This is a genomic window from Methanobrevibacter thaueri (assembly GCF_015062905.1).
Lineage (GTDB): Archaea > Methanobacteriota > Methanobacteria > Methanobacteriales > Methanobacteriaceae > Methanocatella > Methanocatella thaueri_A.
In genome coordinates this window covers 1-17,147 of the sequence record NZ_SUTK01000033.1, presented here as the reverse complement: position 1 = coordinate 17,147, position 17,147 = coordinate 1, and the positions used below count along the sequence as shown (strand labels likewise).

18 protein-coding genes are annotated in these 17,147 nt (G+C 38.9%); 13 read left to right on the top strand and 5 right to left on the bottom strand.

The window, feature by feature from the left end; genetic code table 11:
- Positions 1-570: 570 nt before the first annotated feature.
- Both ilvD and hisD read left to right on the top strand, forming a co-directional pair.
- Positions 571-2,220: a dihydroxy-acid dehydratase gene (gene ilvD, locus E7Z79_RS07085; RefSeq protein ID WP_303739268.1), complete on the top strand. Its 1,650-nt coding sequence runs from the start codon at positions 571-573 to the stop codon at positions 2,218-2,220.
- A 7-nt stretch (positions 2,221-2,227) separates the two neighbouring features.
- Positions 2,228-3,508, top strand: coding sequence for a histidinol dehydrogenase (gene hisD, locus E7Z79_RS07080; RefSeq protein ID WP_303739267.1), 1,281 nt, complete (start codon positions 2,228-2,230; stop codon positions 3,506-3,508).
- A 32-nt stretch (positions 3,509-3,540) separates the two neighbouring features.
- Here hisD and E7Z79_RS07075 read toward each other — a convergent pair whose 3' ends face one another.
- The gene (locus tag E7Z79_RS07075) at positions 3,541-4,314 is read right to left on the bottom strand and encodes a zinc-ribbon domain-containing protein (RefSeq protein ID WP_303739266.1); all 774 of its coding nucleotides are present in this window, start codon (positions 4,312-4,314) and stop codon (positions 3,541-3,543) included.
- A gap of 111 nt (positions 4,315-4,425) precedes the next feature.
- Between E7Z79_RS07075 and E7Z79_RS07070 the strand changes: the two genes are divergently transcribed.
- The 11 genes from E7Z79_RS07070 to argS all read left to right on the top strand — a co-directional run bounded on the left by E7Z79_RS07070 (position 4,426) and on the right by argS (position 14,087).
- On the top strand, positions 4,426-5,586 hold the full coding sequence (locus E7Z79_RS07070) for a hypothetical protein (RefSeq protein ID WP_303739265.1): 1,161 nt from the start codon (positions 4,426-4,428) through the stop codon (positions 5,584-5,586).
- Between the two features lie 121 nt (positions 5,587-5,707).
- Positions 5,708-7,027, top strand: coding sequence for an aspartate--tRNA(Asn) ligase (gene aspS, locus E7Z79_RS07065; protein ID WP_303739264.1), 1,320 nt, complete (start codon positions 5,708-5,710; stop codon positions 7,025-7,027).
- A 2-nt stretch (positions 7,028-7,029) separates the two neighbouring features.
- Positions 7,030-7,737, top strand: coding sequence for an NAD(P)/FAD-dependent oxidoreductase (locus tag E7Z79_RS07060; RefSeq protein WP_303739263.1), 708 nt, complete (start codon positions 7,030-7,032; stop codon positions 7,735-7,737).
- A gap of 28 nt (positions 7,738-7,765) precedes the next feature.
- A complete protein-coding gene (locus tag E7Z79_RS07055) occupies positions 7,766-8,218 on the top strand; it encodes an NAD(P)/FAD-dependent oxidoreductase (RefSeq protein ID WP_303739262.1) in 453 nt (150 codons plus the stop codon).
- 130 nt (positions 8,219-8,348) lie between these two features.
- Positions 8,349-9,455: a hypothetical protein gene (locus E7Z79_RS07050; protein ID WP_303739261.1), complete on the top strand. Its 1,107-nt coding sequence runs from the start codon at positions 8,349-8,351 to the stop codon at positions 9,453-9,455.
- A 181-nt stretch (positions 9,456-9,636) separates the two neighbouring features.
- Positions 9,637-9,765: a hypothetical protein gene (locus E7Z79_RS07045; protein ID WP_303739260.1), complete on the top strand. Its 129-nt coding sequence runs from the start codon at positions 9,637-9,639 to the stop codon at positions 9,763-9,765.
- A gap of 11 nt (positions 9,766-9,776) precedes the next feature.
- Entirely contained in the window at positions 9,777-9,902 is a 126-nt protein-coding gene (locus E7Z79_RS07040) for a hypothetical protein (protein WP_303739259.1), read from the top strand.
- Between the two features lie 121 nt (positions 9,903-10,023).
- Positions 10,024-10,653 carry a cobalt-precorrin-8 methylmutase gene (locus tag E7Z79_RS07035; RefSeq protein ID WP_303739258.1) on the top strand — a complete coding sequence of 210 codons (630 nt, stop codon included), beginning with the start codon at positions 10,024-10,026 and terminating at the stop codon, positions 10,651-10,653.
- A 9-nt stretch (positions 10,654-10,662) separates the two neighbouring features.
- Positions 10,663-11,937 (top strand): glutamate-1-semialdehyde 2,1-aminomutase, encoded by a 1,275-nt coding sequence (gene hemL / locus E7Z79_RS07030; RefSeq protein WP_303739257.1) that lies wholly within the window; start codon positions 10,663-10,665, stop codon positions 11,935-11,937.
- 5 nt (positions 11,938-11,942) lie between these two features.
- Positions 11,943-12,368 carry a signal peptidase I gene (locus E7Z79_RS07025; RefSeq protein WP_303739256.1) on the top strand — a complete coding sequence of 142 codons (426 nt, stop codon included), beginning with the start codon at positions 11,943-11,945 and terminating at the stop codon, positions 12,366-12,368.
- A gap of 18 nt (positions 12,369-12,386) precedes the next feature.
- Positions 12,387-14,087 carry an arginine--tRNA ligase gene (gene argS, locus E7Z79_RS07020; RefSeq protein WP_303739255.1) on the top strand — a complete coding sequence of 567 codons (1,701 nt, stop codon included), beginning with the start codon at positions 12,387-12,389 and terminating at the stop codon, positions 14,085-14,087.
- A 42-nt stretch (positions 14,088-14,129) separates the two neighbouring features.
- Here the strand turns inward: argS and E7Z79_RS07015 are convergent, their stop codons facing one another.
- The 4 genes from E7Z79_RS07015 to E7Z79_RS07000 all read right to left on the bottom strand — a co-directional run bounded on the left by E7Z79_RS07015 (position 14,130) and on the right by E7Z79_RS07000 (position 16,973).
- Positions 14,130-14,663, bottom strand: coding sequence for a nitroreductase (locus E7Z79_RS07015; protein WP_303739254.1), 534 nt, complete (start codon positions 14,661-14,663; stop codon positions 14,130-14,132).
- Entirely contained in the window at positions 14,660-15,070 is a 411-nt protein-coding gene (locus tag E7Z79_RS07010) for a MarR family winged helix-turn-helix transcriptional regulator (RefSeq protein WP_303739253.1), read from the bottom strand. Before E7Z79_RS07010 ends, E7Z79_RS07015 begins: the two co-directional genes overlap by 4 nt.
- Complete coding sequence (locus E7Z79_RS07005) at positions 15,060-16,430, bottom strand: MATE family efflux transporter (RefSeq protein ID WP_303739252.1); 1,371 nt, start codon at positions 16,428-16,430, stop codon at positions 15,060-15,062. Before E7Z79_RS07005 ends, E7Z79_RS07010 begins: the two co-directional genes overlap by 11 nt.
- A gap of 129 nt (positions 16,431-16,559) precedes the next feature.
- On the bottom strand, positions 16,560-16,973 hold the full coding sequence (locus E7Z79_RS07000) for a hypothetical protein (RefSeq protein WP_303739251.1): 414 nt from the start codon (positions 16,971-16,973) through the stop codon (positions 16,560-16,562).
- Positions 16,974-17,147 lie beyond the last annotated feature (174 nt).

Here is a 17,147-nt window from a genome sequence, read left to right as displayed (position 1 = left end):
TAATACGACATTTACAACTCAAAACCTCAGGCATAAAAATACACACCTAATAACCAATAAAAAAAACCATTAAAAGATTTTTTAACACTACAAAAAATATATATGACTATACAAATTATATAAACAAAGTGAGAGAGCATTTGAAAAGTAATTATTCAAAAATATTGATTAAAAAAAATAACACAGAATCTTTTTTGTGAAATTCATCTCCGACCTAGGTCGGAGTATTCTTTCACTAATTTGATAAAAAAGTGATAAAAACATTTAAATTTAAAAACCGAAAATTAATACAAAAAATAACAAAAATGGGAAAAATATTAAAAAACTAAATTATTGACAAACCCATTTCAATTTAATGAAATTTACCAATAAGAATTTAACATTTATTCTAAAAAAACCGTCATTTAATGATACTTATTTTTCAATATATTAATTCATCCACATAACTTTTGAAAAACAATTTTGTTTATCTACATTTAATCAAACATATTCAACATTTTCGTACAATTCCAATATTTTAAAAGTTATTAATGAGATATATATTATTGATTAAATTATATGTGTGATTAAATGAAAAGTGATAGTGTAAAAAAAGGAATTCAAAGAGCCCCGCACAGGTCATTGTTAAGGGCTTGTGGGCTTGATGACGAAGACTTTAAAAAACCATTTATAGGTATTGCAAATAGTTTTACAGACATTGTTCCTGGTCATATTCACTTAAGAGAACTTGTTGAATTTGTAAAAGAGGGTATTGTGGCTGCCGGAGGTATCCCATTCGAATTCGATACCATGGCGGTCTGTGACGGAATCAGCATGAACCACGAAGGGATGAAATATTCTCTTCCTTCAAGGGAAATCATCGCCGCCACCGTTGAGTCCATGACCAAGGGCCATGCCTTTGACGGGCTTGTCCTGATTCCAAGCTGTGATAAGGTAGTTCCCGGAATGATAATGGGTGCCGCACGTGTTAACGTGCCTTCAATTGTCGTAACCGGTGGACCTATGACATCAGGTGAATACAACGGCAAGCCTGCCGATTTGATTACAGTATTTGAAGCGGTCGGCGCATATTCTGCAGGAAAAATGACTGAAGAGGAAGTAACAGAACTTGAAAAATGCGCATGTCCCGGAGCCGGAAGCTGTTCAGGACTCTTTACCGCAAATACAATGGCATGCATAACCGAAACATTCGGTCTTTCCCTTCCAACCTGCGCTACAACCCATGCAAGAACCGAAGAGAATAACCAGATTGCATTTGAATCCGGTAAGCAGATTATCAAGCTTGTTGAAGATGACATCAAACCTTCAGACATTTTGACTCAGGAGGCCTTCAACAACGCCATTGCGGTTGACATGGCATTGGGAGGATCTTCCAATACAGCACTTCACATACCTGCAATCGCCAGTGAAGTCGACGGAATCGATGTCGATTTGGAACTCTTCGATGAAATATCAAGAAACGTTCCCCACATTGCACTTATCTCTCCTGCAGGTGAGGATTCAATGATGGACCTGCACCTGGCCGGAGGTATCCAGGCTGTTCTCAAAACCTTGGGAGATAAGATCGACACCGATCAGCTGACCGTAACTGGAAAGACTATTGCCGAGAACCTTGAAAGTGTTGAAAACAAAAACACCGATGTTATCCATACCCTGGACAATCCTGTTCACGAAGACGGTGGTATTGCAATCCTCAAGGGTAACCTTGCACCTAACGGCAGTGTAGTTAAAAAGGGTGCTGTAGCAAACCACCTGATGCATCTCAAAGGACCTGCAAAGGTTTATGATTCCGAAGAGGACGTCACAAAAGCAATATTTAACCATGAGATCGAAGAGGGCGACATTGTGGTAATCAGATATGAGGGACCTAAAGGAGGCCCTGGAATGCGTGAAATGTTAAACCCTACTTCCGCTCTTGCTGGAATGAACATCAAGGATGTAGGATTAATAACCGACGGAAGGTTTTCAGGCGGAACCCGTGGGCCATGCATAGGTCATGTATCCCCTGAAGCAATGGAGGACGGCCCTATTGCAGCCATTAGAAATGGCGATATAATCGAGATTGATATTGAAAACAGGTTCATAAATGTCGAGTTGTCTGATGAGGAAATAGAAGCAAGATTGAAAGATGTAAAACACCCTGAAAGTGATGTTTCAGGTTGGCTTGCAATATATCAGAAATTGGTCCATTCAGCAGACACCGGTGCCATAATGAGGTAGTGTTAAGATGGAAATTTTAAAATACTCTGAAATAGATTTGCAGGATACAATCAAAAGGTCAGAACAGGATGTGAATAATGTTCTTGGAACAGTGTCTGAGATTTTGGAAAATGTCCGTGTAAACAAGGATCAGGCTATTAGGGAATATACGGAAAAGTTTGATGGGGTTCTAATAGAAAATCTGAAAGTATCCAAAGATGAAATTGAAGAGGCATATGAAACATTGGATGATGAATTGTTGACTGCCTTGAAAAATGCAGCCGACAACATTGAAAGGTTTCATAAAAAACAGATTCCAAACGAGTGGGAGATGGAAGTAAATCCAGGCGTCGTTGCAGGCCAGATTGTAAGGCCAATCAACTCTGCAGGATGCTACATACCTGGCGGCAGGGCGGCCTATCCTTCATCAATATTGATGACCGTAATCCCCGCAAAGATTGCGGGAGTTGAAAAGGTAGTCTGCGTGACACCGCCTCAAAAGGACGGCAAGATTTTAGATGCAATTTTGGTTGCAGCTGACATTGCAGGTGCAGATGAGATTTACAAGGTCGGAGGAGCACAGGCCATTGCAGCACTTGCATATGGAACCGAATCCGTGCCTAGGGTTGAAAAGATTGTAGGTCCTGGAAATATATTCGTTACTGCAGCAAAGAAACTTGTCTACGGTCAAGTAGATATTGAGTTTCCGGCAGGTCCGTCTGAAGTTCTGATATTAGCTGATGAAACCGCTTATCCGGAATTTTTGGCAACCGATATTCTGGCGCAGGCGGAACACGACCCGAACGCATCTTGCTTTTTGGTGACTGACAGTGAAGAATTGGCTCTCAAAACCGATGAATTCGTTAAGGAAATGACCGAAGTTGCACCTAGACGTGAAATTATTGAGGAATCATTATCCAAAAGTGGAAAAATCATTATCACAGACACTTTTGCGGAAGCGATTTACGTTACAAACGAATACGCTCCTGAACATTTAATCATATCCACAAAAGATGATGATGAAACATTATCACACATCAACAATGCAGGTTCAATCTTTTTAGGTCAATACTCTCCTGTTGCCGCTGGAGACTATGGATCCGGAACAAATCATGTTCTTCCTACAGGGGGAGGCGCAAAAATGTATTCCGGCTTATCCACAGAGGCATTCATTAAAAAGCCTACAGTTCAAAGGCTCACTAAGGAAGGCCTTAAGGAACTATCTAAAACCTCTGTTCCGATTGCCGAATATGAAGGATTCTTTGCACATGCAAATTCATTCAAAACAAGGCTGAAAGATAGAAAATAAGTTTTAAAAAATAGCTATTGATTTAGCTATTTTTAAAATAATTTTTCGACATCAATATACTTTGTAACACTTTTTCTTAAGTATTTAGTTGAAATAACACCGACTATTGCTCCGAATATTGTGAATATTATTGGAGCGTATCCTGAAAACATTTGGTAGGAAAATGCAAATCCGCCGGATAATTCAACAATTCCATTACATAAAAGACCGGTAACCAATCCTGTTATAATACCTAAAAGACCGCCATTGAGTAAATCTTTAAATGATCCGAATATTGCGATTATTATCAATAAGCTTATAAAAAATCCTATTGGGTATAAGTCGGTTGTTTGTCCAATCATTCCAAATATGAATGAAAATATTAATGAAAGGAATATTGAAAAAATGATTGATATTATTGAAAAAATAATCAATTTTTTAGCTTGAATTGTTTCTTTTATTCCTGTAGATTGGAGATCGGCGTTTATAGGTTTTCCACACTCTAAACAATATTCGGCGTCTTCATCCTCAATCTTTGTATTACAATGTGGGCATGTTTTAAGTTCCTTTGACTCTTTTTTGTCTTCAGTTTTTCCTGTTTTGTCTTCCTTCTCATCAGGAGCTTCTTCTTTTTCATCAGGAGCGTCTTCGGTTTTTTCTTCTGATGGTTCATCTTTTATCTTTTCACCACATTCAGGACAGAAAATATCGTCATCATCTAATTCGCTCTCGCATGAGGGACAAATCATGATTTCATTTTTTGTTCCACACTTTGGACAGAAATTCTTATTGTCTATTTCCTCTCCGCAATTTTTACACTTTACCATTTTTCATTACACCCTAATATTATCATTTTACGCACGGAATGTTAATTATATTTATATTTTTATACTATAAAAAACATACTTTTATACACAATTTATGTTTTTGGTGATTAAATGAAAATTGATTCGCATATTTTATTTCTAATAGTTGTAATCGGAGTGATTTCTGCGGGGATTGTTGGTGCTACGGTAATGAATTCCGACACCTCAATGAAACAGGAGGTTTTTGATGGCATCACTGTTTCTGTCCCTTCCGATTCTAATTTTGTTAAAGTGGATGACGGTGTTTATAAGGATTCCAATTATGGTATAAGAATTAACACATTCAAGAACAACGATTCAATGATTGATTTTTTAAAGAATACTAAAAAATCAAAAATCATTCCTGTTGAAAATCAACCTCCTCAATCAGTTGCTTTTAAAAAAGGTGACAGAATTAATATTTTAGTTACAAACGGTAATGAGGGAGTTGCTGTCAGCTCTAAAGATGGTGGACTTACTGCTGAAATTGCAAATAATATAGTCTTCAGTAATCATCATAAGAGCCAAAAGCCTGTTGGCATTCCTTTTGCAAAACAACCTATGAATACCCATAAAGATTTTAATTTAATAATGTTGCTTATAGCTGATGTTGATACCAGAATATTCAATGTCGGTGTGTTTGAGGAAAATGTTCTGGTTGTTGTCGATAATTATAATGAGGCTTTAGACCAACCTGTTGAGGATATAGAATCTTCCGATTCTGATAGTGAATCAGGCGGAGATGTTTCTGACATTACAAATCAGGAAGAGTTGAATGATGTGTTATCTGATCCGGATAATCAAACTGCCGATGCATCAAATGATAATGCTCAAGATGCCAAAACCGAAGACAGTAACAGCAGCGACGATATAGCTCAGGCCACTGTTGTAAGTGGAGGAGATGATTCCTTATCATCCAATTCAGTTAATCCGGTTAGCAGCGATAATGCAGCTGGCGGTGATAATGCTGCCCCTGATCAAACTGTTAACTCTAATCCACAATCAGCTTCTCAAGTCAACAGCCAACCTAGCAGCAATCAGCCACAGGAAATGTCTGTTGACGATTGTAAGAATTTAGTATCCCAAAAGGTATTAATCAATCATCCGGAATTTATGATTGACAGTAGCTATGATGAAGTGACCGACGGTTATGTTTTTACCATTTTAAATAACACTAACATTGTTGGTAAAGTCACTGTTAATGCATTGACCGGTGATTATGAGCCTGATGACCAATTAAGACAAGTGCTTTAATTGTCATCATTTCTTTCTTTTTTTTCTTTTTTTGCATATCTTTATTAAACATTAAATATAATATTAAAATTATAATGAAAATTTTATCATTATTTTTATTTTTACAACCGAGGTGAATAATTTGCAAGGTTTATTAAACGATTGGAGAAGAACAAACTATGCCAATGAATGCAATCCTGAAATAGCAGGAGAAGACATCACAATCATGGGTTGGGTGCACGAAATCCGTGATTTCGGTGGAATCATGTTTGTCATCATTCGTGATGTCACTGGCAGAGTTCAGGTAACAGCTCCAAGCAAAAAAGTAGATGAAAAGATAATGGAAGAGTTAAGAGAATTAAGAAAGGAATCCGTTGTAGCGATTAAAGGTTTAGCTCAGGAAGCTGGAAAAGCACCAAACGGTGTTGAAATCATTCCAAAAGAAGTCAAACTCTTGAACTTGGCTAACCAGCCTTTACCAATGGATCCAACAGAAAAAGTAAAAGCAGGAATAGACACAAGACTTGATTCAAGATTCCTGGATATCAGGAAAGAAAACGTTTCTGCAATTTTCAAGATTAAAGGTCAAATGTTCCATACCATCAGAGATTACTTCTATGATAATGGATTTTATGAAATCAACACTCCTAAACTGGTGGCATCAGCTACTGAAGGAGGAACAGAATTATTCCCGATTACCTACTTTGAAAAAGAGGCTTTCTTAGGCCAGTCCCCACAATTGTACAAGCAGATGATGATGGCTGCCGGAATGGATAAGGTATTTGAAATCGGCCAGATTTTCAGGGCAGAAGAGCATGATACCTTAAGACACCTGAACGAAGCCGTTTCCATAGATGCTGAAGCTTCATTTGCAGATGATGAGGACGTAATGAAAATATTGAATGACATGCTCGTCAACGTTATAACAGACATCAATGAAAACTGCGCTGACGAATTGGAAGTGTTAGGCCATGAATTGGAAGTGCCTAAAGGTGATTTCCCTCATGTAACCTATGATGAAGCTGTTGACATCGTAAATTCAAGAGATGTTGCAATGGAATGGGGAGAAGACTTGTCCCGTGAAGCTGAAAAAGTTTTAGGTGATGCAATGGGAGGATTCTACTTCCTGACCAGATGGCCTTCTGAAATCAAACCGTTCTATGTAATGCCTGTTGAAGGCGAAGAGCAATACTCTCACGCATTCGACTTGATGTACAATAACTTAGAGTTATCCTCCGGTGCTACCCGTGTGCACCAATATGATCTCTTGGTAAAACAAATCGAAGAACGTGGCTTAAATCCAGCCGGATTTGGAAGCTACCTTAAAGCCTTCGAATACGGTATGCCTCCTCATGCAGGATGGGGTGTAGGTGCCGACAGATTGACCATGGTGCTTACAGGATCTGAAAACATTCGTGAATGTGTACTCTTCCCAAGAGACAGACACAGATTAACTCCTTAAGCATGAAAGAATACGATATAGCTATTATTGGCGGAGGTCCTGCAGGAATCATGGCAGCAATTGCCGCAAGCAGGACTTCACGTGTAATTTTGCTTGAAAAGAATCCGTCTTTAGGCCGCAAGCTGCTGATGACAGGCGGTGGAAGATGCAACATTACCAACGACAAGCCAATAAAACAGCTATTAACTTTTTTTAACAATAAAAACTTTTTAAAGCACTCTTTTTACTCATTTACCAATGAGGACTTGTTTTCGCTGTTTGATTTTGACTTCATCACTGAGGATGACGACAGGGTCTTTCCCGAAACCGAAAGGGCAGCTGATGTCTTGAAGGGCCTAATTGATAAGCTGGAGGATGTGGTTATAAGTTATAACTTTGAAGTAAAAACTATCTCTGAGGACTTTGTAATCAACGACTGCATCAAGGCTGACAGGATCATCATAGCCACAGGAGGGGTGACATATCCTAAGACCGGCTGCAGTCCCGATAACTATTCTTTGACATCACAGCCGATTACCGACATCAAATATGGTCTTTCACCTCTTGTTACTCGTGAAGACTTATCTGACATTGCAGGCGTGACACTAAATGATGTTGTTATAAGTTATAAGAAAACCAGGGTTCGGGGAAATGTCCTGGTTTCACATGTGGGTCTGACCGGACCTGGAATTATTAACTTGAGCAATGAAATCTCTGAAGGTATAAGTTAACTTATTATCTGGAGAACCTGATGTTGATTTGGAAATTGCCGTGGACTTGTGTCCGGACATTTCACGTGAGGAACTGCTTGACAGGTTTACAGACGACTTCCAGGCAAGGGGCAAGACTTATCTCAAGAACTATCTCAGGCAGTTTTTGACCAACAGCTTTATTGAGTATTATTTGAATAGATGCGGCCTTGAAGGCGAACTGCAGCTGTCCCGAGTCAATAAGAAATCTAAGAATAAGCTAATTGAAAATTTGAAAAGGTTCACTTTTGAAATAACTGGTTTTAATGGGGATTTGGCCAAGGTGACCATTGGCGGTGTTGATCTTGGCAATGTAAATTCAAAAACTATGGAGTCAACCTTGATTCCGGGACTTTATTTTGCAGGTGAAGTCTTGGATTTGCATGGTCCGACCGGAGGGTATAATTTGAAAATTGCTTTTTCAACTGGGTATTTGGCAGGATTGTCTGCTACTTTAAAATAGTTATTTAAACATAAATATTTACCTTTGAATACAATTTTTCATTCTAAAAGCAATTTTAAAGTCTATAATACAAAAATTATATATTTTAAGCGGTTTAATTTAATATTTAACAAATTTCTGAGGTGTTAAATTGACCGCACAGGTTTTGATAATAACGAAAGAATGTATAGTATGTTCGTCAGATCAGGCCGCTACAATGTCAGACGGCAAGACATACGACGGCATGAGGAAAATCTTCAAACTGACAGATTCTCTTCCGGCTGAGATAATGTTTAACGGAAATGCGGATTTTGAAAACTTTTCAATGGAGGCATTGATTTCAAAATTCAGGAATACAGTTGACTTTGAGAAACTTAAAACTATTGAAAACGTTAAGGATGAGTTCATCCGGTTTCTCTCTAAAAACACTCAATCAGGCAATGTCAATGAGTATTTGAAAGAGGTTTTGGAATATTTTAAGGATGATCTGATTTCCAAAATAGATGCTGAAGGCTTTGACAATGTCATTGCCAATGCAAGAAGAAAGGAAGTCCTCCCGTTCGTTGAAGAGTATCCGGGCTTTCCTGATGCATTTGTTGATATCATCCCGGATGATAGGGATAAACAGGAATTCAGCCTTGTTATTTGGGAGATGTTCTGCCATGATTTGTCTTTTGAGGGAACCGGTGTAATTTTTGCCGGCTTTGATATTGGCCATGACTTTCCTTCCTTTTTTGAGATTAACATTCACTGCAACAATCATGGCGAAATTGTCTATGAGGAAGTTGATTCAAGGGTTAATTGTCAGAATCCATATCTGAAGGTTTTTGCAATTAATGAGGAAGCTTATACATTCATTACTGGTGTTAATTCTAACTTTGAAGAAGATTTAAAAAAATATATCGATGATTCAAATGAACTCATTATCAAAGATATTTGGAATCTTTTAGAGAAAGAAAATATTGATGATATTGATAAGATAATAGTAATTTGTCAAACGGTAATAAATGGGAGGTATTCAGATTTGACTGAATATTTTGATGATTTTAGGTTAGATACGCTTGAATATACTTCATTTGCAATAGAATATTTGCCACACTGGTTACTTTGTGATTTGGCAGATTATTTAATTCAATTAACAGCATTAAAACAGAAAATTTCATCGGAAATCGAATCTGTTAGTATGGAAGCGGATGTTAGCTTAATGACCAAATATGATGGTCTTAAATGGGTAAAATATAATTATAAAAGGGTTTAAATATTTTAATGTTCTAATTAAAAATAAGAAGGATAATTATGAATTTTGTATCTCAAGAAAAGTATGAAGAATCTCGCAATAGACATTTTAAAGAACTTGAAAAACGTAAAAGAAAAAGGGGAGAAGAATTGGTCAGAAATTATGTCTATAAAGGCGATGAAAGTAGTGGATTGTGATAAGTATGATTTTTGTATCTAAAGAAAAGGCTGCTGAATCCCGCAGAAAACGCAGTGAAAAACGTAGAAAACGCATGTTAAAGGAAAGCGAAGAATTAGTCAAGAATTATGTCTATAAAGGCGATGAAAAGTAGTGGGGGAGAATATGATTTTTGTATCTAAAGAACTAGCTGCTATATCTCGCGAAAAACGTATGAAAGAACTTGTAAAACGTAAAAGAAAAAGGGGAGAGGAATTAGTCAAAAACTATGTCTACAAAGGCGACAAATAGATTCTATTTTTTTTTAAATCACCACTTTTGAACCGCATCAATTTTTCAATCTCACTGCAATTTTCCACTTTTGTGATATATAACAAAATATTTAACATATATTTAATACAAATCTTACATTATGACAGACAAAATGTTCATGGGTGCATCAACTAAGCAAGGTTTGGATATTGCAAACAAAAGTCGTGAAATTATCCGTGGCCTTATTGGTGAGGATGTCAAAGATTTACAACCTATAGAAAGAGACATCGTTGAGAGAATCGTTCACTCAACCGCAGACCCCGAGTATGCAAAATTGGTGAAAATCAGTCCCGATTTTGTGGATGCAGCTATGGCTTCCCTAAAAAATAAGGAGACCATTCTAACAGACATAAACATGGTCAGATACGGTATCACAAGATACGAAGGGGAAGTTGAGTGTTACATCAAAAACGAGGAAGTAGTCAAAATCGCAAAGGAAAATCAGATTACAAGAGCGGCGGCTGCCATGAGGTATGCGGCTCAAAATGATTTTGAAGGAATCGTCGTTTCAGGTAACGCTCCGACTGCTGTTTTTGAAGCTATGGATTTATATGCCAAAGGCGAAATGAATCTTAAGGCCATTGTAGGAGTTCCAGTCGGTTTTGTAGGTGCGGCCGATTCGAAAGAGGCTCTGCACAATTCAGATATTCCGAATATCATTGTTGAAGGACCGAAGGGCGGAACACCGATTGCAGTGGCATGCGTAAACTCATTAATACAACATTTATAGCGTGATAAAATGTATTCAGAAGAATTGTTCAATGAATCAAAAAAATATTTCCCTGGAGGGGTAAACTCTCCTGTCAGAGCTTTCAAACCTTATCCGTTTTTCGTTAAAAGCGCTGGAGGATCCAAACTTACAGATGAGGATGGTCAAACCTATATTGACTACTGTCTGGCTTATGGGCCTTTGATATTGGGCCATGCCAATCCTAAGGTTGTAAGGGAAGTTTCCAACCAGCTGACCATCGGTACCGCTTATGGAGCGCCGACAGAAAACGAAATCAAATTGGCAAAAGAGGTCATAGACAGAATTCCTTCCGCCGAGATGGTAAGGTTCTGTAACAGCGGTACAGAAGCCACAATGAGTGCAATAAGGCTTGCAAGAGGCTTTACCGGCAGGGACAAGATAGTCAAGTTTGAAGGCGCATATCATGGGGCACACGATTACGTGCTGGTCAAGGGCGGTTCCGGAGCCGCAACATTGCCGGACTCTCCGGGAATACCTGAAGACACCACCAAAAACACCTTGTCAGTCCCGTTCAATGATGAGGAAGCCCTGACAGATTTGATTGAAAAGGAAGGCGAGAACATTGCATGTATCATTATGGAAGTGGTCATGGGCAATGTCGGCTGCATTGAACCTAAACCTGGATTTTTGGAGTTCATTAGAAAAATCACAGAAGAAAACAATATCATTTTAATATTTGATGAAGTAATAACCGGTTTCAGAGCATCCCGTGGTGGGGCACAGCAATATTATGGAGTCACTCCCGACCTGACCACTCTAGGTAAAATCGTCGGCGGAGGACTTCCAATGGGTGCATTCTGCGGTAAGAAGGAGATAATGGAAATGATTGCTCCGCAGGGTCCGGTCTATCAGGCAGGAACATTTTCCGGAAACCCGATTTCAGTTCAGGCTGGACTTTCCACAATGGCGCAACTGGATGACGCATTCTATAAGGATCTTGAAAGAAAAGGAAACTTCCTTAGAGGAAATATCGCTTCCATCATTGATGAGCAGGGGTATAACATCCAGCCGGTCGGTCTTGCTTCAATGTTTCAGATTTATTTCAATCCTGCACCGGTCAGCAATTATGCCGATGCTCAGGAATCAGACAGGAAACAGTTCCTCAGATACTTTAAAACCCTGCTGAAAGAAGGTGTTTTCATACCGCCTTCACAGTTTGAGTGCAACTTTATTTCAAGCGCTCACAGTATGGAGGATTTGCAGAAGACTTCCGATGCCATTGAACTGGCACTTGAAGCGGCATTTAAGAAAAGAAGAAGGTAATTGAAATGGAAATCGATTTTAAAGAAATTGCAACATATGCGGTAATTCTTATAATTGTATTAATCGCAGCTCAACACTTGAATGTGGTCGTTTCAGGAAGTATGGAACCTGCATTCTATAGGGGCGACATTGTCATGGTTGAAAAGGCAAATTTCCTTGGAATCAATGAATTTGACCCTAGCACCGTTGAAGTTGGCGATGTAGTTGTTTACGATGCGGCATGGTATGACCAGCCGGTAATTCATAGGGTTATCAATATTACGGATATCAACGGAACTACGATGTATGTCATTAAGGGGGACAACAATGAACGTCCTGACCCTTATTATGTAAAAGCGGACCAAATCAAAGAGAAGGTCGTTACAGTTGGAGATAATCTGGTCGTAATTCCAAAAATCGGATATCTTTCCCTCTGGTTAAGAGGTTTATAATTTTTATTAGGTGAGTTAATGTATTTTGAAATTGAAAAACAAGCTATTGATGCCATCAACAAGGCATTGGATCAGTATGATGTGGAAATTGACAGGAATTTTAAATTGAGCTTTCCTCCAAATCCGAAATTGGGGGACCTTGCAAGTACCATTGCATTCGAGCTCACTAAAAAGCTGAGGACTTCACCTCCTGAAGTTGCAGCAGGTTTGGTTGAAAAGATTGAAGTTCCTGAAATATTCTCCAAGGTGCAGAACTTCGGGCCTTACGTCAATTTCTTCATAGATTATGACGTTTTCTCAAGAATGCTTCTTGAAAAGGTCGATGACAGTTACGGCCAGCTTCCGGCATATGATGAGAAAATCGTCCTGGAACACACTTCAGCAAATCCGAACGGACCGCTGCATATCGGACACATAAGAAACTCCATTTTTGGAGATTCCCTTGCAAGACTTTTAAGATTGGCTGGAAGGGATGTCACAACCCAGTATTATGTTAATGACATGGGAAGACAGATTGCAATCATTGTCTGCGGCATAACCGAGTGCGGATTAAAGATTGAAGACTATGAAGGGGAAAAGGTTGACCACAAGGTCGGAAAGCTATACTTTGATGCCAATAAAGCGGTTGAAGAAGATGAAAAATTGGCATGTAAGGTAGATGAACTGATTCAAAAATATGAGGAAGGTTCCGACGATGAATTAAATGCAATATTCGAGCAAGTAGTTTCAACCTGCATCTCTGGAATGAAGGAGTCACTTCAAAGAATGAATATAATTCATGATGATTTCGTATGGGAAGGACAGTTTGTAAGAAGCGGCGAAGTCGATGAGCTTGTCCACTACATTCAAAGGGAAGGTTTCACCCGTGAAAATGATGTATTGTACATTGACCTGACCGACTTCAACATTGAAAAGGAATTCGTCCTGAGACGTTCAAACGGCACTTCACTATATTCCACAAGGGATTTGGCTTATCACAAATACAAGGCCACCTTAGGCGATACAGTGCTTGACATCTTAGGCTCAGACCACAAGTTGGCCGCTGAACAAATCAGAGTAATATTTGAGGAAATATTCAGGCAAACCCCGCCTGAAGTGATCTTTTATGAATTCATCTCACTTCCTGAAGGTTCAATGTCAACCCGTAAGGGCAAGTTCGTATCAGTGGATGAGCTGATTGACGAAGCGGTCCTGAGGGCAACCAATGAGATAAAGTCAAGGAACCCTGACTTGACAGATGATGAAATCGCACCGATGGCTGAAGAAATCGGTATTGGAGCTATTAGATTCTTCATTGCCAAACTCTCTCCTGAAAAGCCTATAATATTCAAATGGGATGAGGCATTAAGCTTTGAGAGAGGTTGCGCTTCAATCCAATACGCTCACGCAAGGGCATGCAAGCTGCTTGCGAAATCAGGTAAGGACGTCAGCTCCTTGAAAGTGGATGACGAATGGGTGCCTGACGATGCTGAACAGGATTTAATAAGGCAAATCGCAAAATTCCCACAGGTTGTGGAAGAGAGTGCAAACAAAAAGAGAGTTCATGGTATTGCACAATACTGTCAGGACCTGGCCGGTTCATTCAACAAGTTCTACAAGTCAGAACAGGTCATCGGGTCTGATGATGAGGATACCAGACTGATTTTGGTTGACAGGGCAAAGACAACCATTAAAAACGCTTTGGATATTTTAGGTGTTTCAGCACCTGAAAAAATGTAGATGAGTAATTTAACTCATCTTTAATTTCTTTTTTTTAAAATATTAATCAACAAAACAGATATAGTCTTCTTTTCTAGGCAGAGGCTCCGGCGCTTCCATGTCAGGATATCCCAACACCACATGGCCGATTCCCTCATAGGTTTCAGGAATTCCCCATTCTTTCAGAAGCTCTTTTCCCTTTTCGCTTTGGAATTCATCATATGCCCTGTGAATCCAGCATGACCCGACGCCTACGGCATGTGCAGCATTTACAAGCACTGCCAATACGCTTGAACCGTCCTCTTTCCATGTTGGAATTTCACCGTCAGCCAAAACGATCAGCAATGTTTTTGCACCGTAGAACGGGTCCATGTCATCCGGGACGTCTACAGGAAAGAAACTTCTGTTCCATGCTGACAATTCCTTGATTGTTTCAGGATTTTGTATTACAACGATTTTTGGTGACTGCAGTCCTCTTCCTGTTGGAGCGTATGTTCCCGCTTCAAGAATTGTTTTCAGTTCCTCGTCAGTGATTTGCTCGTCCTTGAATTTTCTGATGCTTCTTCTTGTCTTTAGGTTTTCGATAGTTTCGTTCATATCAATTCCTCACTAATCTTTTTAAGTATTTTTAAAAAATCATTATATTCATCTTCTGTTAAATTGAGCTGTTCATCCCATTTCTCATCATAGTCCATTATCTTTAATGCGGTCTTTTCGCCTTTTGAGGTTACTTCGATTATTTTTTTCCTTTTATCTTTAATCCTTTTGATGAACCCCTTATCCTCCAGCTTTTTGAGGTTTCTTGTTATTGTGCTTTCGTTTAGATGGAATGCTTCAGCCAGTTCCTCCTGGCTTATGCCCCTGTTTCTGTAAATCTTGATTAATAGTGGATGAAGGCCAAAGCTCAGGCCGTCTTCCTTCACGATTTCATTGATGTATTTTGCATGCTCCCGGTAGATTATGGATATGAAAGGGGCAGTGGGCATGTCCTTATCAAACGGCATTGTCTCTACTCCTTATCAGTTTGTTTATATACAGCTCAATGCATGCATAACAGATTAGGGATCCTATTCCTCCTCCAAGAAGCATTCCGTAGTATATTCCTGTTTCTCCCATATTGAATGTGAAACCTAGAATATATGCGAATATCAGCACCAATATGAATTCCCTGAATGTTGTCAGGAAAAAGGATATTGTTCCCTTGCCGACTCCCTGGAAAACGTTACCCGCACTTGCTCCGAATGGAACATACAGGATGAACAGGCACATTATCTGAAGGAAGCTTGCTATTCTGGGTGCCAAATCCGCACTGTTTTCTGAATATGAGAAGATAAATGCAATCTGATTTGAAAATACATATAGGATAATGCACACTATTATTGAAGCTATTAAAGCCACTTTAACGGCATATCTTGCAGTCACTCTCAGGTTTTCATATTTTCTGGATCCGAATGCCACTCCTGCCACTGATATTGCCGCTGTTCCAATGCCTATTGCCGGAAGCATTCCGATGTTGACTATTCTCCATCCTGCGGTATAGACGGCCACCGCTACCGGGCCGGATACGATTGTAAGCATGTAGTTGACAAATATTGTTAAAACTGACAGCACCAGCTGCTCCAGACTTGCCGGAATACCTACAACCAATATGTCCTTATACATGGTTAAATCATTGTGGAAGTCTTTCCTGTTGTATGAGAGGTATGTGTCCTTTTTGACGAATATCCAGTAAAACATTAAAAGCAGGCTTATGAATGGTCCAAGGGCTGTCGCCCATGCCGCTCCTGCAATTCCCATATTTAATGTGTAGATGAAAATAGGGTCCAGAATCATGTTTATTATAGCGGCTAATGCTATTGGAACTGTTGCCCTTTTGATGTCTCCTTCTGCCCTGAATGCCCCTCCGACAATCGGCGGCATCAGAAGGCCAAATGTCCATGCGAAGATAATCAGTCCATATTCCATTGCATAGTCTATAACAGATGCCGCCCCCATTGAAATCAGCAACGGCTTAAGAAAGGCTATGAAAATTATTGTAATGATAATTGACACAACCACACTTAAAATCAGATTGTGTATTGCGGCATTGTTTGCCGAATGCTTGTCTTCAGCTCCGATGTATCTTGAAATAAGTGAGTTACCACCGGCTCCGAGACCGTTTCCAAATCCTACCATTATCATGAATAATGGTGTGATATACCCAAGTGCAGCTAGCGGTTCTGCACCAAGTCCAGCTACCCAAATACTGTCGATGATGTTGTTTGCAAATATCAGGAACATGCTTGCTATAATGGGCAGTGATAATTTGTTTATTGCCTTTTTAGGGTCTCCTGTTATCATTTCAATGTTTTCATTCTTTTCCATAATATACCTCTCTTGCATATGCAATTATACTCTTGTATATGCAAGTGTTGGTATTTAAAGGTATTGGAAAGAAAAATAATTTTCAAAAAAAATAAGGAAAATAAGTATTAAAAAATACTTATTTAAAGTTTATTGCAGGTTACCGTCTTCATCAATCATGTCTGGATTGTTATATTCTTGTCTGAGTTCATATATAGTGGATCCAGCACTTTGACCGCCAATAACATTACCGTTTTCGTCATAGTATACGTTCAATTCAGCATCGTAATATGATGCGGAAGGTGTTGATTGGGAACTGCTGCTTGAATCTGAAGATGTAGATGAAGATGAAGAGGAGGTATCATTGTTATACATTACTGTGTTTGCAGTTGAATTTTCAGCAACTGTTTCTTGTGCGTCTGAAGTACCTTCTTCAACAGTTATGGTTTGTTTTGCAGTACATGCATTGTATTTTTCATTACCTGCAAAATCAACGGTTACATCGTAATTTCCAGCAGCTTCACCGTTTATCTTTAAAATGCAAGAATACCACAACTTCTGCAAGTTGTGGATGAATTGCAATATTGGGTGTACTGTCTTTTTTAATTAATTTTATTGTGTTTTATTTTATTTGCGTTTTTTTGGAGGCTATTTTGGGTCTTGGATTTTTGTTCAGTATACTTTTTTGTTGTGATTATATTATTGCTTTGGGTATGAAAAATTGTTTTGGGTTTGAAA

Bases quoted from the DNA above. Each gene is read 5' to 3' on its own strand.
- ilvD (WP_303739268.1), top strand. From the start codon at position 571: ATGAAAAGTGATAGTGTAAAAAAAGGAATTCAAAGAGCCCCGCACAGG.
- hisD (WP_303739267.1), top strand. From the start codon at position 2,228: ATGGAAATTTTAAAATACTCTGAAATAGATTTGCAGGATACAATCAAA.
- E7Z79_RS07075 (WP_303739266.1), bottom strand. From the start codon at position 4,314: ATGGTAAAGTGTAAAAATTGCGGAGAGGAAATAGACAATAAGAATTTC.
- E7Z79_RS07070 (WP_303739265.1), top strand. From the start codon at position 4,426: ATGAAAATTGATTCGCATATTTTATTTCTAATAGTTGTAATCGGAGTG.
- E7Z79_RS07060 (WP_303739263.1), top strand. From the start codon at position 7,030: ATGAAAGAATACGATATAGCTATTATTGGCGGAGGTCCTGCAGGAATC.
- E7Z79_RS07045 (WP_303739260.1), top strand. From the start codon at position 9,637: ATGATTTTTGTATCTAAAGAAAAGGCTGCTGAATCCCGCAGAAAACGC.
- E7Z79_RS07040 (WP_303739259.1), top strand. From the start codon at position 9,777: ATGATTTTTGTATCTAAAGAACTAGCTGCTATATCTCGCGAAAAACGT.
- E7Z79_RS07035 (WP_303739258.1), top strand. From the start codon at position 10,024: ATGACAGACAAAATGTTCATGGGTGCATCAACTAAGCAAGGTTTGGAT.
- hemL (WP_303739257.1), top strand. From the start codon at position 10,663: ATGTATTCAGAAGAATTGTTCAATGAATCAAAAAAATATTTCCCTGGA.
- E7Z79_RS07025 (WP_303739256.1), top strand. From the start codon at position 11,943: ATGGAAATCGATTTTAAAGAAATTGCAACATATGCGGTAATTCTTATA.
- argS (WP_303739255.1), top strand. From the start codon at position 12,387: ATGTATTTTGAAATTGAAAAACAAGCTATTGATGCCATCAACAAGGCA.
- E7Z79_RS07015 (WP_303739254.1), bottom strand. From the start codon at position 14,663: ATGAACGAAACTATCGAAAACCTAAAGACAAGAAGAAGCATCAGAAAA.
- E7Z79_RS07010 (WP_303739253.1), bottom strand. From the start codon at position 15,070: ATGCCGTTTGATAAGGACATGCCCACTGCCCCTTTCATATCCATAATC.
- E7Z79_RS07005 (WP_303739252.1), bottom strand. From the start codon at position 16,430: ATGGAAAAGAATGAAAACATTGAAATGATAACAGGAGACCCTAAAAAG.